20 protein-coding genes are annotated in these 16,628 nt (G+C 39.9%); all 20 read right to left on the bottom strand.

Annotated features, from left to right (window positions below; translation table 11 throughout):
• Positions 1–21: 21 nt before the first annotated feature.
• The 20 genes from nuoK to OQX61_RS15730 all read right to left on the bottom strand — a co-directional run bounded on the left by nuoK (position 22) and on the right by OQX61_RS15730 (position 16,620).
• Positions 22–351, bottom strand: coding sequence for an NADH-quinone oxidoreductase subunit NuoK (gene nuoK, locus OQX61_RS15635; RefSeq protein ID WP_265842716.1), 330 nt, complete (start codon positions 349–351; stop codon positions 22–24).
• 58 nt (positions 352–409) lie between these two features.
• Positions 410–907 (bottom strand): NADH-quinone oxidoreductase subunit J, encoded by a 498-nt coding sequence (locus tag OQX61_RS15640; RefSeq protein WP_265842717.1) that lies wholly within the window; start codon positions 905–907, stop codon positions 410–412.
• Between the two features lie 53 nt (positions 908–960).
• Positions 961–1,461 carry an NADH-quinone oxidoreductase subunit I gene (locus OQX61_RS15645; protein WP_265842718.1) on the bottom strand — a complete coding sequence of 167 codons (501 nt, stop codon included), beginning with the start codon at positions 1,459–1,461 and terminating at the stop codon, positions 961–963.
• A gap of 33 nt (positions 1,462–1,494) precedes the next feature.
• Positions 1,495–2,532, bottom strand: coding sequence for an NADH-quinone oxidoreductase subunit NuoH (gene nuoH, locus OQX61_RS15650; protein WP_265842719.1), 1,038 nt, complete (start codon positions 2,530–2,532; stop codon positions 1,495–1,497).
• The gene (locus tag OQX61_RS15655; protein WP_265842721.1) at positions 2,532–3,536 is read right to left on the bottom strand and encodes a 2Fe-2S iron-sulfur cluster-binding protein; all 1,005 of its coding nucleotides are present in this window, start codon (positions 3,534–3,536) and stop codon (positions 2,532–2,534) included. Before OQX61_RS15655 ends, nuoH begins: the two co-directional genes overlap by 1 nt.
• A 69-nt stretch (positions 3,537–3,605) precedes the next feature.
• Complete coding sequence (nuoF, locus tag OQX61_RS15660) at positions 3,606–4,970, bottom strand: NADH-quinone oxidoreductase subunit NuoF (protein ID WP_265842722.1); 1,365 nt, start codon at positions 4,968–4,970, stop codon at positions 3,606–3,608.
• The gene (locus OQX61_RS15665; protein WP_265842724.1) at positions 4,970–5,482 is read right to left on the bottom strand and encodes an NAD(P)H-dependent oxidoreductase subunit E; all 513 of its coding nucleotides are present in this window, start codon (positions 5,480–5,482) and stop codon (positions 4,970–4,972) included. Before OQX61_RS15665 ends, nuoF begins: the two co-directional genes overlap by 1 nt.
• The gene (locus OQX61_RS15670) at positions 5,475–6,689 is read right to left on the bottom strand and encodes an NADH-quinone oxidoreductase subunit D (protein ID WP_265842726.1); all 1,215 of its coding nucleotides are present in this window, start codon (positions 6,687–6,689) and stop codon (positions 5,475–5,477) included. The genes OQX61_RS15665 and OQX61_RS15670 overlap by 8 nt, the downstream gene beginning before the upstream one ends.
• 4 nt (positions 6,690–6,693) lie before the next feature.
• The gene (locus OQX61_RS15675) at positions 6,694–7,194 is read right to left on the bottom strand and encodes an NADH-quinone oxidoreductase subunit C (RefSeq protein ID WP_265842727.1); all 501 of its coding nucleotides are present in this window, start codon (positions 7,192–7,194) and stop codon (positions 6,694–6,696) included.
• Positions 7,194–7,736, bottom strand: coding sequence for an NADH-quinone oxidoreductase subunit B (locus tag OQX61_RS15680; RefSeq protein WP_265842728.1), 543 nt, complete (start codon positions 7,734–7,736; stop codon positions 7,194–7,196). The genes OQX61_RS15675 and OQX61_RS15680 overlap by 1 nt, the downstream gene beginning before the upstream one ends.
• 108 nt (positions 7,737–7,844) lie before the next feature.
• Positions 7,845–8,216, bottom strand: a complete 372-nt coding sequence (locus tag OQX61_RS15685; protein ID WP_265842729.1) for an NADH-quinone oxidoreductase subunit A — start codon at positions 8,214–8,216, stop codon at positions 7,845–7,847.
• A gap of 74 nt (positions 8,217–8,290) precedes the next feature.
• Positions 8,291–10,006, bottom strand: a complete 1,716-nt coding sequence (locus OQX61_RS15690; protein WP_265842731.1) for a tetratricopeptide repeat protein — start codon at positions 10,004–10,006, stop codon at positions 8,291–8,293.
• 64 nt (positions 10,007–10,070) lie between these two features.
• Positions 10,071–10,982, bottom strand: a complete 912-nt coding sequence (locus tag OQX61_RS15695) for a substrate-binding domain-containing protein (protein WP_265842733.1) — start codon at positions 10,980–10,982, stop codon at positions 10,071–10,073.
• Between the two features lie 75 nt (positions 10,983–11,057).
• Positions 11,058–11,261, bottom strand: a complete 204-nt coding sequence (locus tag OQX61_RS15700) for a hypothetical protein (protein ID WP_265842734.1) — start codon at positions 11,259–11,261, stop codon at positions 11,058–11,060.
• Between the two features lie 29 nt (positions 11,262–11,290).
• Positions 11,291–12,112 carry an energy transducer TonB gene (locus tag OQX61_RS15705; RefSeq protein WP_265842735.1) on the bottom strand — a complete coding sequence of 274 codons (822 nt, stop codon included), beginning with the start codon at positions 12,110–12,112 and terminating at the stop codon, positions 11,291–11,293.
• A gap of 32 nt (positions 12,113–12,144) precedes the next feature.
• A complete protein-coding gene (locus OQX61_RS15710; protein WP_265842736.1) occupies positions 12,145–12,681 on the bottom strand; it encodes a biopolymer transporter ExbD in 537 nt (178 codons plus the stop codon).
• 10 nt (positions 12,682–12,691) lie between these two features.
• On the bottom strand, positions 12,692–13,306 hold the full coding sequence (locus OQX61_RS15715; protein WP_265842737.1) for a biopolymer transporter ExbD: 615 nt from the start codon (positions 13,304–13,306) through the stop codon (positions 12,692–12,694).
• 86 nt (positions 13,307–13,392) lie between these two features.
• On the bottom strand, positions 13,393–14,235 hold the full coding sequence (locus tag OQX61_RS15720) for a MotA/TolQ/ExbB proton channel family protein (RefSeq protein WP_265842738.1): 843 nt from the start codon (positions 14,233–14,235) through the stop codon (positions 13,393–13,395).
• 282 nt (positions 14,236–14,517) lie between these two features.
• On the bottom strand, positions 14,518–16,122 hold the full coding sequence (gene pckA / locus OQX61_RS15725) for a phosphoenolpyruvate carboxykinase (ATP) (protein WP_265842739.1): 1,605 nt from the start codon (positions 16,120–16,122) through the stop codon (positions 14,518–14,520).
• Between the two features lie 144 nt (positions 16,123–16,266).
• Positions 16,267–16,620, bottom strand: coding sequence for a translation initiation factor (locus OQX61_RS15730; protein ID WP_265842741.1), 354 nt, complete (start codon positions 16,618–16,620; stop codon positions 16,267–16,269).
• Between the last annotated feature and the right edge of the window lie 8 nt (positions 16,621–16,628).

Here is a 16,628-nt window from a genome sequence, read left to right on the forward strand (position 1 = left end):
TTATTACTTTATTCTTATTAATTACCACTTAAGGCGATTCAACACATTTATATCTATAGATTGTGTATTTCTGTACACCATTACAATAATACTTAGTCCAACTGCAACTTCAGCAGCGGCAAGTGCCATAATGAAAAATACGAATACTTGTCCTGACGGATCATTGTTATGTACCGAAAATGCGGTTAACAGTAAATTTACTGCATTCAGCATCAATTCTACCGACATAAAGATGACGATGGCGTTTCTACGGGTCAATACCCCAACTACACCAATGGTGAAAATAATCGCACTTAGCCAGATGTAGTGGTTAAGTGGTACTCCCTGCAATCCCTGAGTTATGTTTTCCATTCAGTTTATACTTATTTTATGGCCATGAGCTTTGCATCAGCTGATGCAAACCCAAATCCTATGCTTTTTCTTTTTTAGTTAACAATACTGCACCCACCATTGCCGTCAGCAATAGAATAGAGGACAGCTCAAAAGGCAACATGTAAGGACCAAATAACTCCTTACCTAAATTCTTCACCAATCCAAGGTTAGGATTTTTCAGTAATACCGGATCAGAAATCGCTGTTGCTTTTAAAGAACCGATGATAGTTACGATTAAGCAACATCCTGCAATTACGCCGACCACCTTAACCAGGTTAGATTTTAGCGGCTCATTTTCCTTGTTGAGGTTGAGCAACATCAGCACAAATAGGAATAGAACCATGATGGCCCCCATGTAAACGATAAAATTCACGACTGCCAGAAACTGTGCATTCAATAGAATGTAATGAACCGTTAATGTAAAGAAAGTAACGATTAAGTAAAGCACGCTGTGCACCGGGTTCTTGGTAAAGATGACCATCAGTGAAAAGATGACGCTTAATGCTGCTACAAAATAGAATACCGATGTACCCATTTATTATATGTTTAAACTGTTTATATTAATAACCCGAAGGCTACGTATGCTAATTATTTCTTCTCTAATGGTGCCTCTACCAGTTTATCCTTGCCGTAGATAAAATCTTTACGCAGGTAATCTGAAGGGACAATCGGACCGTCTAAGTAGATGGCTTCTTTTGGGCAGGCTTCTTCGCACAGTCCGCAGAAGATACAACGTAACATGTTGATCTCATATACTGAGGCATATTTCTCCTCACGGTAAAGGTCTTTCTCTTCCGGTTTACGCTCTGATGCAATCATGGTGATCGCTTCAGCCGGACAAGATAACGCGCAAAGACCACAGGCCGTGCAACGCTCTTTACCTTCTTCGTCTCTTTTCAAAGAGTGCATACCCCTGAAGTTCGTAGAAAACTCTCTTTGTTGTTCCGGGTATCTGATGGTCGCTTCTTTCTTAAAGAAGTGGCTGATGGTAATAGCTAAGCCTTTAGTGATTGCAGGCAAATACATGCGTTCTGCAAACGTGAGGGGCTTTTTCTCTAATACTTTCTTTTTACTGGTTAATGGTTCCATTAAACCTCCTATTATACCGCTAAAAGCGGACAGTTAAAACTTTTCAATTATAGCAATCACAATACTTGTGATAATGATATTCGCAATGGCCAAAGGAATTAACACCTTCCAACCTAAGTGCATCAACTGATCATAACGGAAACGAGGAATAGTCCAGCGTACCCACATGAAGAAGAAGATGAAAGCAAAGATTTTAAGGAAGAAAACTGCTGTTCCGATTAAAGGAGCAATCACTGTTCCTGTTTGTGCCAGTACCCAATCCATCCCCGGGTAGTTATAACCACCAAAGTATAAACTAGCCATTACCGCTGCAGAAACAAACATATTGATGTATTCTGCGAACAGGTAGAAACCTAGTTTCATAGATGAATATTCTGTGTGGTAACCACCGATCAGCTCTGTCTCACATTCCGGTAAATCGAAAGGAGCTCTGTTCGTCTCTGCAAAAGAGCAGATCATGAACAATAAGAAGCCCAGGGGCTGATACAATACATTCCAACGCCATCCGTGCTGATTGGCAACAATTTCACCCAAACTCATCGAGTTGGTTACCAGCAATAAAGCAATGATCGAAAGACCCATTGCAATCTCATAACTGATATTTTGTGATGCTGCACGAATTGCACTTAATAAAGAGTACTTGTTGTTAGATGCCCAACCACCGATCATTACCCCATATACACCCAGAGAAACTACTCCGAAAATATAAAGAATACCTACGTTGATGTCAGTTACCTGCAAAGGAATCACGCGATCACCAATGGTCATATCACTTCCCCATGGAATAACTGCTGTACCAATACAAGCTGTTAACATGGATAAACCAGGACCCACCATAAACAACCATTTACTGGCGTTTGTAGGAATGATCTCCTCTTTCATGAACATTTTCACCCCATCAGCTAAAGGCTGAAGAATTCCAAATGGACCTGCTCTGTCTGGTCCTAACCTATCCTGTAGAAATGCAGCCACTTTCCTTTCTGCATAAGTGGAATACATGGCTATCAATAAACTTATACCGAAAATAATCGCTACCAGTACAAATTTTTCTATTACAAAAGATATATCCATTAGAATTTAGTGGTTTTTTCTAGTTCAACCCTATTTGCTTCCTTCAAACGCTCATCTTCCTGAATTACCGGTAAAGGTATTAAAGTCTCATAGTGATTAGAGGCAATTACCGAGGTATCCGGAATGTGTGTAGGATGTTCAATTGTCCAGTCTGCAGTCTTTTTCTTATCAAAACGACAAGTATTACAGATAAACTCTTCCACTTCACCATACACATCTTTACGTGCCGTAACGCGCAAAACATCTGCTCCTTTATACCATAGCGTTACTTTACCGCTACAAGTAGGGCAATCTCTATGTGCATCAATCGGTTTAGTAAACCAAACCCTGTTTTTGAATCGGAAAGTTTTGTCGGTTAATGCACCAACCGGGCAAACATCGATCACGTTTCCGGAGAAATCATTGTCGACAGCCGTTTGTATATAAGTAGAGATTTCTGAATGATCTCCACGGTTTAAGATACCGTGAACACGCTTATTGGTAATCTGATCCGCCGTAAATACACATCGGTAACACAAGATACACCTGTTCATGTGTAACTGGATTTTATCCCCGATATCAATGCGTTCAAAAGTTCTTCTTTCGAACTCATATCGTGTTTTCTGCAAACCGTGCTCATAACCTAAGTTCTGAAGGTCACATTCACCAGCCTGATCACACACCGGGCAATCTAATGGGTGGTTGATCAACAACATTTCCACTACACCACTTCTTGCTTCGATCACTTCCGGAGAAGTAATATTCATCACTTCCATCCCATCCATTACAGTGGTACGGCATGAAGCTACTAATTTCGGCATTGGGCGCGGATCTTTTTCAGAACCCTTACTCACCTTTACGATGCAGGTTCTACATTTACCACCGCTACCTTCTAATTTGGAATAATAACACATCGCCGGAGGAACAATATCCCCACCGATTTGGCGCGCAGCATTAAGGATGGTCGTCCCTGGTGCTACTTCTACGGTTATTCCGTCTATGGTTACCTTAACTTTATCACTCATTGTTAAAGATATTCTTTATCATCGCTTTGCTTTTCCCGCTTTTAAACGCTCCAAACATCGGTTTGATCGTTAATTTTCTGTACTAACTGCTTTAGCTATTGGCTCAGCATAATTTGCCAATCCATAATTTGTATCCAGGGATAGCTGTGGGTTATTCACATGCCATTCAAATTCATCTCTGAAATGTCTGATGGCACTTGCTACCGGCCATGCTGCTGCATCACCTAAAGGACAAATGGTATTACCTTCGATTTTCTTCGCAACATCCACCAACAGATCAATATCGCTCATTTTACCATGGCCATATTCAATGCGGTGAAGAACTTTTTCCATCCATCCGGTACCCTCACGACATGGCGAACACTGTCCGCAACTCTCATGATGATAAAAACGGGAGAAATTCCAGGTGTTTCTAACCATACACTGGTCTTCATCAAAAGCGATGAAACCACCGGAACCCATCATCGTACCAGTCGCAAAGCCACCTTCAGATAAAGATTCATAACTCATTAAACGAGGCTCCCCGTTAGCAAGTTTTATAGAAAGATTAGCAGGAAGTACCGGAACAGAAGACCCACCGGCAACAGTTGCCTTTAGTCTCTTGCCATTGGCGATACCACCACACCATTCATCAGAATAGATAAATTCTTCTACAGGTAAGCCCAACTCAATCTCATAAACACCTGGTCTTACCAGATTTCCTGAGGCCGAGATTAGTTTTGTACCTGTACTACGACCAATACCCACCTTTGCATACTCGTCGCCACCATCATTGATGATTGGCACTACAGCAGCAATAGATTCCACATTGTTTACTACTGTTGGGCAGCCGTACAATCCTGCAATTGCAGGGAATGGAGGTTTGATTCTTGGATTACCACGCTTTCCTTCCAATGATTCCAATAATGCAGTTTCTTCTCCGCAGATATAAGCACCACCACCCGGCTGAACGTATAATTCCAGGTCGTAACCTGTACCTAAAATATTTTTACCTAAAAACCCTGCATTCTTAGCTTCAGCAATCGCTTTTTCCAGAATACGAATTTGAGGCATCATTTCACCACGTACATAGATAAAAGAGGTTTTTGCACCCAAAGCAAAGCTGGATACAATCATACCTTCAATCAGTGCATGAGGAATGTGAGTCATCAGATAACGGTCTTTGAACGTTCCCGGCTCCGATTCATCGGCATTACAAACCAGGTAACGTGCTACCCCCTCAGGTTTAGCTAAAAAGCTCCATTTCATTCCCGTAGGAAATCCTGCACCCCCGCGACCGCGTAATCCGGACTTCTTTACCTCTTCCACAACTTCATCAGGAGTCAGAGTTTTCAGCGCCTTTTCCACAGCACGGTACCCGCCTTTCTGGCGATAAACATCCAATGTATGAATGCCCGGTACGTTTATATGTTCTAATAATAGTTTACGACTCATTATTTCTTGCGTAAGTCTTGTATCAAATCGTCTACCTTTTTTTCGTCAAGGTTCTCATAGAAAGTGTATTCAGGGCCAATTTGTAAAACCGGACCATAGCCGCAGGCAGCTAAACACTCTACGCCTCTCCAACTGAATAAGCCGTCAGGAGTTACCTCATTTTCTTTAACGCCAAGGCTTTTTTCAATATGGCCCATCAGTTTCTCCGCACCAACTAAACAGCAAGGTCCCGTTCTGCAAACTTCCAGCACGTATTTACCTTGTGGCTTTAAGAAATACATACTGTAGAACGAGGCTACTTCATATACTTCAATTGGCGATATGCTCAGATATTCCGCAATTTTATCCATAGCCGCAGGACTTAACCAGCCCAGCACTGCTTGTACTTCATGCAAAACTGGCAATAAAGCGGATTTTTGCTTTCCTTCCGGATACCTTTTAACGATCTCTTCAAACTTTTCAATTAAAGCTGAGGAGAACTCTACAGGTTGTTGTTCTTCTACTTTAAGCATCTAATTCTCCTGCAATAATATTCATACTACTCATGTTAATGATGGCATCTGATAACATCATACCAACACTCATGGGCGCAAACATTTGATAATTTATAAAGCTTGGTCTTCTAAAGTGCAAACGGTAAGGTGTTCTACCACCATCGTTGATCAGATAGAAACCCAATTCTCCGTTACCACCTTCTACTGCATGGTAAACTTCTGCTTTTGGTGCATCAATCTCTCCCATCACAATTTTGAAGTGATAGATTAAAGCCTCCATATTGTTGTAAACTTCTTCTTTAGCCGGTAAATAAAATTCAGGAACATCCGCATGGAAAATCCCTGCAGGTTCGTGCTTCAATTTCTCCATACCTTGCTCAATGATTTTAAGACTTTCCCACATTTCTGCATTACGCACCAGGTAACGGTCATAAATATCACCACTGGTACCTACAGGAATCTCAAAATCGAAATCTTCATAAGAACAATAAGGCTCGCTCACACGAACATCATAATCTACACCTGTTGAACGCAATAACGGGCCAGTCCAACCATAATCCAAAGCAGTTTCTGCAGTAACTGCAGCTACACCTGAAGTACGGTCAATAAAGATCCTGTTGCGGTCAAGCAAACTTTCGAATTCTTTTAATGCTACCGGGAATGTTTTTAAAAATTTATTGATTTTCGCAAAGGCGATCTCATTGAAATCTCTTTCAAAACCACCAATTCTACCAATGTTAGTCGTCAGACGCGCACCACAAATCTCCTCGAAGATTTCATAGATATGCTCTCTGAACTGGAACAGGTAAAGGAAAGTAGTGGTTGCACCAGTATCCTGAGCAATAATGGTGTTACAAATGATGTGATCGGCGATCCTTGATAGCTCCATCACGATCACCCTAAGGTAATCTACCCTTTTAGGCATCTGGATGTTCAGCAACTTCTCTACGGTCATGTGCCATCCCATGTTATTGATTGGCGATGAGCAGTAGTTCAATCTATCTGTCAGCGGTGTGATCTGATAGAATGGTCGGTGTTCAGCGATTTTTTCAAAAGCGCGGTGAATATAGCCAATGGTAGAAACACCACTAACAATAATCTCTCCGTCTAATTGAATTACATTCTGAAAAACACCATGTGTTGCCGGGTGAGTAGGTCCCAAATTCAGGGTTACCAACTCATTCTGAGGATCATTATCTGTATATACCGGTTGATTGTGATTCATATTCTTATCTACCAAAGTATTCGTCTTTTTTATCTACTCTGTTTGGATCTTCTAAAGGATATTGTTTCAACATCGGATGAACACCTAGTTCGTCCATATTCAATATTCTTCTTAAATCCGGGTGACCTTCAAATTTTACTCCGAAAAAGTCATAAGTTTCTCTTTCCATCCAGTTCGCTGCATTCCAGAGAACGGTAGCTGTAGGAATTGTTGGATGATGTTCATCGATAAACACCTTTACTCTTACCCTTACTTTTTTCACCATACTGTGCAAGTGGTAAACCACTGCAATCCCATGTTTTTTCTCCGGGTAATGAACTGCTGTAATATCAGTCAGGAAGTTAAAGTTAGTATCGCTCTCTTTTAAGAACCTCAACACATCGATGATGACATCTTTTGTGGTTTCGAATGTAAGTAAACCATAAGGCTCATTTACATCGGTTATTTTAGCGCCAAACTTTGCAGTTAAGGCTGCTAAGATTTCAGTATTTGTCACCTCTGCCATTATAAAATTCCGTATGAAGCCAACATTTCTTTGTATTGATCTGAATCTCTTCTTCTCAAAGATTCATTTTTAACCAGCTCCTGAATTTTTCCGAAACCATCTAAGATCGCTTCTGGTCTTGGCGGACAACCTGGAACGTACACATCAACAGGAATGATCTCATCGATCCCCTGAAGTACTGAGTACGTATCAAAGATACCACCACTGGAAGCACAGGCACCTACAGCAATCACCCAACGAGGTTCAGCCATCTGTAAATATACTTGTTTTAAAACCGGACTCATTTTCTTAGCGATGGTACCCATCACCATTAATAAATCCGCCTGACGAGGAGAAAAACTTAAGCGTTCAGATCCAAAACGACCAAGGTCATAATGAGAACCCATTGTAGCCATAAATTCGATGCCACAACAAGAAGTTGCGAATGGCAGGGGCCATAATGAATGGGAACGTGCCAAACCAATTACTTTGTCTAAAGAGGTGGCAAAAAAACCAGATCCTTCTATGCCTGGAGGCGCGTCTACTATATTGATGTTACTCATGATACAAAACGAAAAAAGGTTCATTCCTACAAAGAATGAACCACAAATTTACAATATTTTGGAAGGAATTGACCTAAACCATGATCATTTAGAAACAATCTAAATAGATTAATTCCAGTCTAAAGCTTTCTTTTTCAAAACGTAGATAAAACCTAGCAATAAGGTTCCCATAAAGATGAACATTTCCACCATACCAGCCATTCCAAGCTCCCTGAAGTTCACTGCCCATGGGTACATGAAGATTACCTCCACATCGAACAATACGAACAGGATAGCTACTAAGAAGTACTTAATAGAGAAAGGTTGACGCGCATTACCCACAATCTTTACACCGGCTTCAAAAGTCGCTAGTTTATCAGCTGTCTTTCTTTTCGGGCCTAAAAAGTGTGTGGCAATCAAAGTCACAACAACAAATCCTAGAGCAACAATAATTTGAAATACAATAGGTAAAAAATCTACAGGTACACTTTGGGTTTCCATGGCATTAAATTTGGGACAAAATTAAAAGAAAAAGGCAGGATAACAACCCTGCCTTTTTCTTTTATTCGAAATTATTACTTTTTCTTTACCGGAGTCTTAGCCGCCGGAGCTGTTAATTGCTTCAAACGCTCTTGAGCCCCAGAATTTTGTGGATCAATTGCTAAAGCTTTATTCAGGTATTCTTTTGCCTTTTCTTTATCAGTAGCTGCATAGTAAGAACCTACATAAACGTAAGCTTCTACCAATTCTTTTGGTTGAGCTGCTGCCAGCTCAGGCTTAGTTACCGTTACCAATTTGATCAATTCCTCATAGTAAGGAACACCTAACCATTTAGGGTTATTTAAATCATCCTGATATTTAGCAATACGAGCTCTGTAAGCATAAGCTAAAACGAAATCATTTTTAGCTTTGATGATGTTCACAAAAGCTGAATCCGCATCTGCTAAGATTTTCTTATCAGGATTTTTACCTGCCTGGTTTTTCTGTGCATAATCAACGTACTTAGCTACACCGATATAGTAGTAATTCTGCAAAGTGTTTTTACCGTTAGGATTCGCTTTAACCGCCAGCGTAAATACATTTCCTGCTTTTTCATAGTTTTTAGCCTTGAAAAGAGAACTTCCGATTTCTTCTAATGCTTCAACATTAGTAGAATCTTTTTCAACTGCTTTTACAATGTTGCCTAAAGCCAAACTATCGTTACCAGCTTGCATTTGCGCTCTACCCAGGTACAGGTAATCGGCAGCAATAATACGTGCAGTATCTTTAGTTTTTGCAAAGAAATCATTCATGTACTCTAAACTCTTAGGGTAGTTTTTATTCTCATAAGCAGAATAACCACGTAACCTTGATACTACAAGTGCTTTCTCGTTGTTAGGATTCATAGTAGCCAATTCAGTGGTTACCTGCTCCAAGCCAGGGAAATCTTTCGCATAGAACAAGAACTGCGCATAACGCAATTTAGAATCATATGAGTTGTCAGTCAGGTCAAGATATTTTTTATAGTTAGTTAATGCCATCGCAGACTTAGTCACTTGTTCAGCAGCTACCTGATTTGCCCATTGCATGTATAATTCTGCAAGCTCTCTGTAAGCAGGACCGTAGTTTGGATCAGCAGTAATTGCTGCCTTTAACTGCTCTTCTGCTTCAGGAAATGCTCTTGACTCTGTGTACATTCTACCAATCTGAGTTGTTGCTCTTAAAAGATTCGCATTGATGTTCAGCGCTCTCATATAGTTTTGCAAAGCTTCAGAGTTCTTTTTCTGAGCAGCATAATAATCACCCAGTGCTAAGAAAGTTTCTGCGTCTTTATCATTTGCATCCAACTCATCTGCTTTTTGCAGGTATGGTAATGCAGCAGTAAAGTCTTTGTTATCAGAAGCGATATAAGCCTTACCGATGTATAACTGAGGGATATAATCTTTTTTAGAAGATACATCTACAGCTTTATCAAAATTCGTTTTTGCTGAAGTAGGATTTTTTGCAAATAAATCTGCTTCACCTAAACCAATATAGTTTAAAGGATTTTTAGGATCAGCTGTTACACCCTGAGTAAAAGTTGCTCTGGCTGAATCGATATAATCCATTCTCAGGTAAAGATCACCCAAATTAAAGTAGTTCTCTCCTTTATTCGCCTGTGATTTTACCAATGCTTTCAGCATGGTTGTTGCTTTCTGGTACTGTTCGGCATCTACGGCCTTCTTTGCATCATTTAAGCTTTGAGCAAAAGAGGCAGAACCCATCACTACTAAACCTAAACTTAAGGTTATTGCTTTCTTTGTCATTTTCATGGTTCACTATTGTTTTAATTGTAATGAAGCCCATTAGATAAGCTTCATAGTTCAAATATAAAATTTAGTTTGTATTCTTTAAATTAAATTCTCTCGGCATCATCTTATGTGGACCAAGCCCGGATTTAAGGACAATCAGCTGTGCACGCTGGCTTACTAACCAGTTTGCAAAACCTGTGCCTAAACCTTCGCGGCCCTCCGCATTAATGATGTAGATATTTCTTAAAAAAGGATATATCCCATTAATTAGATTCTGTTGGATAGGCATATAATACGCGTCATCCCCTTTTTTCCCTTTTAAATTCTTTACACCCAGCATCTTCACTTTCGCAATTGACTCCGCCATGTCTTTCTGATTAGCGATTAACCAGTTTACACCGACCACGCCAATAAAACCCTTATTATCCGCAACGTACTTAATAACGTCATTATTGTTCTGTAGTGTATAAACTCCGGTTTTTGGCAACTCTTTTATTTCGGCAAGCTCCTTAAAGTAACGTAAAGTGCTCGAATAAGCATTATCGAACACTAGTTTTTTACCTGTAGTTGATTTTCCCTTAAGAATATCTATCACCTCCTGCACCGTAATGGTACTGTCCGGACTGCCCAAATTCGTAATCAACGCGATCCCATCTATGGCAAATCTCGAAGTCTTAGGAACAATACTTCTGTTTCTATACATCTTATCCTCATCCGGAGTCAGCATCCTGGAAGAAATCATCACCCTGATGCTATCGTTTAAAAAGGTAGGCAGGATTTTATTCTCATTACCTTCGATCACTTTAAATTCCGCTGCCGGATAATCTGTTTTAAAAACATCAATCTGATCTGTCAGAACCCTGGCAAAAGACTCGTCAGCCAATATCGTCACACTACCTGTGGTACGGCTTTGCTCCACCGTATCGACTTCAGTCTTAGGCTTGCGATTACAGGCTACAAACACGAACAATAACAAGATCAGACTTAAGTACTTCATTTGAATCAATTTTTTTGTTAGGTAATTCGATTATTCTAAGTTATTTCAGAAAAGTTAACTTAGGATAATTCGGATTTAATCGTCTTTTGGATTAATTAACCGGGCAAATCTAATGGCTGCATAAACGATTAGCAATACCCCAAATAAGATGCGATAAGTTTTTTGGATTTCAAAAGGAATATCAGTCCAGAAGATCAATAATAGGCCTAATACGAAATAAAACGTAAACATCACAAGGCCTAAAATGAACAGAAATCGCTGTTGAGGCGATTTCTGCATAAATGTTTTCAAATTAAACATTCTTAATACTATTGAGATAAGGTAAAGCTGATTGGAATATTGAACTTCACACGAACCGGTTTTCCGTTCTGGATACCCGGAGTCCAACGTGGACTAGCTTTCAATACTCTGATTGCTTCTTCATCAGTACCACCACCAAGTTTTCTTTCAACCTTGATGTCAGTTAAGTCTCCGTTTTTCTCTACAACGAAAGAAAGGAATACTTTACCTTGAATGTTATTTTCCTGAGCCATTGGAGGATATCTTACCGCTTTTTTCAAATAAGCGTAGAATTTATCCATACCTCCAGGGAAACCTGGTTGTGTTTCAATGCTCACGAAGTCATAAACCTTTGTATCTTCAACTACAGCTGCTTGTTTAGGGCCATCTCCAACAGGACCGGCAATTACAATGTCAGCAGTAGGATCACCTTCAATGGTTTTCTGACCCGGATCCGCTTTCTTCAAATCTTCGATCTGAACAGGCTCCTTATCAATTACCTCATTATCCGGTTTTACAATCGGAGGAGGGAATTTAATCTGATCCTGTTTTGGCGGCGGTGGTTGTACCGGCGGCGGTGGAGGGGTATCCGGATTTACCGGTGGCGGTGGTTGAACCGTTACCTCTACCTGTTTTACAATCTCGTCTTCAGGAATACTGCCCTTGATCATATTTATAAGTTTCGGGGCTAAAAACGCCACGATATAAATACTGGAGGCAATTAGTAAAGCTTTTGTTGTATTCGAGGCACTAGTACTGCGAAGCTGATATGCTCCGTAGTTCTTGTTTTTGCCCGCGAAGACCACATCAAGCCATTCCCGTTTCAATAAATCTATTTTAGAACCTAACATAGCTTACTATTTTAATATTATTAATTCTTTTATTATAAAATTCCAGCCTGTTTCATGAAATCTTTTTCAGCATCAGTAATGTTCTCATCATCGATTGCAGGAGCGGTTTTGATCTTAGTGATCGCCAACTCATCCATAATATCAACGAAGTTCTTGTAGGTAGCTCCTGAGGTAGGTTTGATCACCATTACGATCTGTCTGCCACCAGTAGCATCAGCTACTTTCTTTTTATTATCTAATATTGATTTTCTGATATCTGCAAAACTTTCGACATTAGGTTTTGATTTACCAGCTTCTCCCATGTACCAGGCTACTTTATCGTTTTTACCTAATAAAACAGTCATAGTTTCAGAAGCACGTAATTCATTTTTCTCTTGTGAATTATCGTCTTTATCAGGCTTTGCAATATCCATTGCAATTGGTTTCGACAGGGAAGTGGTCAACATAAAGAAGGTGATCAGCAAGAAGGCTAAATCTACCATCGCCGTTAAATCGACTTTGGTATTCGCTTTCTTACTCCTTACTTTTTTGCCTTTTTTCCCCCCGCCGGAGGTATCTAATTCAGCCATAATATTTTATTTATTGAGCATCGCCTTCGGCAGATGTGATTAAACTAAACTTGTTAATTTTTTGCTTCTGCAGAATATCAACCACTTTCTTTACCGCAGGATATTCTTCCTTCGCATCACCTTTGATACTGACACGCATTGGCGCATTGTGTAATTCTGCTACGGCTGTACGTGACTGCATCACCCATTCCGCTAATTGATTGTTTGTAGAATCAGTTGGGATACCTGCATCAATACCAGACTTAGTACGCTCATCACCGCTCATCATAATGAACTGCTTTAAACTCTGAATCGGTACGCCGAAAGCACCTACTACACCAAAACGCTCTCTTTCTTCCGGAGTGAATTTAATGCCGTACTTCTCGCCCATTTTATCAAGGGTAGCCATTTTAATGTCTTTCCCTACGATTTCATAAAACACTTTGCCTTTTCCAATCGACAAAATACCCATGTCCAAATCCGGAACCTTAAGTTTAAATGTCGATGAAGGGATAGTAACATCCAAAGGATCAGGTTGACGTGCTGTTGCTGTTAAAATAAAGAAAGTAAGCAATAGGAAAGATACGTCGCACATGGCGGTCATATCTATCGAAGTACTCTTTCTTTGAACCTTTGCTCTTGGCATAATTTTAAAAATTACTTATGTATTTAACTAATGATGTTAATTCTTCCGGTTTTCCATAAAAGCCGGTAAAAAAAATACATTATTTTTTATTTATGCGTAGAAGCGTAAGTTTGGATGATGCTGAAACCTGCTTCATCAATAGCGTAAGTCAATTTATCGATTTTCGAAGTTAAGATGTTGTACATGATAATCGCGAAAGTAGAAGTACCAATACCTGTAGCTGTGTTAATCAAAGCCTCAGAAATACCAGTTGCTAATGCAGCCTGATCCGGAGCACCAGAGTTAGCTAAACCACCGAAGGCCTTGATCATACCTGTTACTGTTCCTAATAGACCTGTTAATGTACCTACTGATACTAATGTTGCAATTACAGTTAAATTTTGCTCTAACATTGGCATCTCTAATGTAGTTGCTTCTTCGATATCTTTTTGGATAGCTAAACATTTTTGATCTGTATCCATGTTTGGCTCAACTTCCATCTCTCTGTATTTTTTCAAACCAGATTTAATTACGTTCGCCACAGAACCTTGTTGTCTGTCACACTCAGCCATAGCACCTTCGATGTTATTTGAGTTTAAAAGTGATTGTACTTTTTTAACGAAAGCGTCTAAGCTACCTTTACCAGTTGCTTTACCAATTACGATCATACGCTCAATAGAGAAAACGATAACCATTAAGAACATACCCATTAAGATTGGTACGATAACACCACCTTTGTATGCCATACCTGCGTAGTTACCCACTTTTGGCATAGTCTCATGCAAATCCGGATCAGCACCGTCAATAAAGTTATCTCTACTACCCAAGACAAACTTGAAAAGACAAATACCGATAATGATACAGATAGGAATTACTAATGTTGCAAATAAATTTGAAGCAGATGAAGAGCTTTCTTTTTGAACTGTTGTTGGTTTTGGTGCGTTTGCCATTGTTTTTTAGTTTTTTAGTTTTTAGTACTCGTGTTTTTTTAAATTTAGATTATTATTCTGTAATACACACAACGATCATTACAAACAATTGTTGCAAGAACAAATTTATAACTTTGATTTTAATTCCAAATTAAATAATCGTTAGTTTCTTCCCTTGAACTAAGTTTCCCCCCTGTCCGCATCGGCGTATATTAAAAAAAGATTGCCCCCTTTCGGAGACAATCTTTCACAATTTAAACTAAAATAAAATTGATATGCAAATTTTTGAGCAAAAAAAAAGCTTTATGAGGCGTTTTCCACAACTTTAGGGAAGGATGCGAGGATTTCAGCGCTCGCAAAAGCTTCAAATTGCTTAAAGTTGGTAATAAACTCCTGTGAAAGCTCATTCGCTTTTTGGTCATATTTCTTCTGGTCTTCCCAGGTATTTTTCGGTTGTAATATTTCTGATGGAACCCCGGGACAAGCCTCAGGAATCGCCAAACCAAAAACCGGGTCTGCTTTAAAGTGCTCTTTTTCCAGTTCACCTTTCAAAGCAGCAGTAATCATAGCTCTGGTATACGATAATTTCATTCGTTTACCGACACCATAAGCTCCCCCACTCCATCCGGTATTCACCAACCAGACATTCACATTGTGCTCGCGCATTTTAGTGCCCAGCAGCTCCGCATATTTGGTAGGATGCAAAGGCAGAAAAGCCTTTCCAAAACAAGCCGAGAAAGTAACCTGAGGTTCTGTCACCCCGGCTTCTGTTCCCGCAACCTTTGCGGTATATCCAGAGATAAAATGGAACATCGCCTGGCCTGGTGTCAACTTAGAAATCGGAGGCAATACTCCGAAAGCATCAGCGGTCAGGAAAAATATGTTTTTAGGTACACCTGCAATAGAAGGCAGGATTGCATTGTCAATATAATGAATAGGATAAGCAACCCTCGTATTCTCGGTCTTCTCCACATTGCTGTAATCCACCTCACGGCTACCGGGGAAATAATTGATATTCTCCAAAAGAGAACCATATTTGATCGCTTTAAAAATCTGAGGCTCCTTTTCTTCCGTCAGGTCTACACATTTCGCGTAACAGCCACCTTCAAAATTGAAGATCGTCTCTTTACCCCAGCCATGCTCATCATCCCCGATTAAACCTCTTTCCGGATCTGCAGAGAGCGTAGTTTTGCCCGTACCTGATAAACCGAAGAAAATAGCCGTATCGCCATCCTTACCTACATTGGCGGAACAGTGCATAGAAAGCGTATTTCTTTGTTGTGGTAAAATGAAGTTTAAAACAGAGAAAATGCCTTTCTTGATTTCACCCGTATAACCGGAACCACCAATAAGAATCATCTTTTTAGTAAAGTTCAACAGCGAGAAGTTTCCCTGACGGGTACCATCTACTGCCGGATCTGCTAAAAAGGTTGGTGCTGCAATAATCGTCCATTCCGGACTATCAGGCAATCCTTCCTCGCCAAATCTTAAGAACATGTTATGGGCAAACAAGTTCTGATAGGCACTTTCTGTCACCACCCTGATCGTCGTTTTATAACTCTCATCAGCGCAGGCATAAGCATCCCTTACATAGAATTTTTGCTGATTCAGGTGATCAGTAACCTTTTTAAGAAGCGAATCAAAGTGTTCAGGGCTAAATTTAATGTTGATATCACCCCACCACACCGTGTCTTCTGTCACCTCATCGCAAACAATAAATCTGTCTTTTGGAGAACGACCGGTAAATTTACCTGTATCGATTGCCAATGCTCCCGTATCGGCAAGTGTTCCTTCTCCATTTTTTAAGGCCTCTTCAACCAATTGTGATACATTAAGCTGATAGAGGGCATGATCTGAATTTAAATTCAAATACCCTAAATCCGGCTTAAGCGTAAATGCTCTGCTCATAAATAAATAAGTTAGTGAGACAAAGTTATACAGATAAAAAGGTATTACCAGTGCTTTTCCAGGAAAAAATTTACTTATTGTCGTAGATACACTAACAATAAAACCACTAAATATCAGTCCATTACAAATTATGAAGGGCTTTTGTTAGCCTCCGGATTTTTTAACTTTATAACCTTCTTTCTGCAAGAGTAACAAGACCTTATCCCTGAAATCACCCTGAATCAGGATCTCACCATCTTTTGCTGCACCACCAACTCCACATTTAGACTTCAGCATTTTGGCCAGAGTCTCCAGCGCATCTGTGCTTCCTCTAAAACCGGTGACTAAAGTTACGCCCTTACCACCACGGTTTTTCCGGTCCAACGTTACCCTAAGGTCCTGCTGATTTGCCGCAATTGGCGCCTCTTCGGCTACATTGTCCTGCTCATATACAAAAGAAGGATCTGTAGAAAACATTATCCCCCCAAAGTCATTCAATATTTTCTTTTTCTCTTTCATCGCGCTGT

Source organism: Pedobacter sp. PLR (genome assembly GCF_026239675.1).
Lineage (GTDB): Bacteria > Bacteroidota > Bacteroidia > Sphingobacteriales > Sphingobacteriaceae > Pedobacter.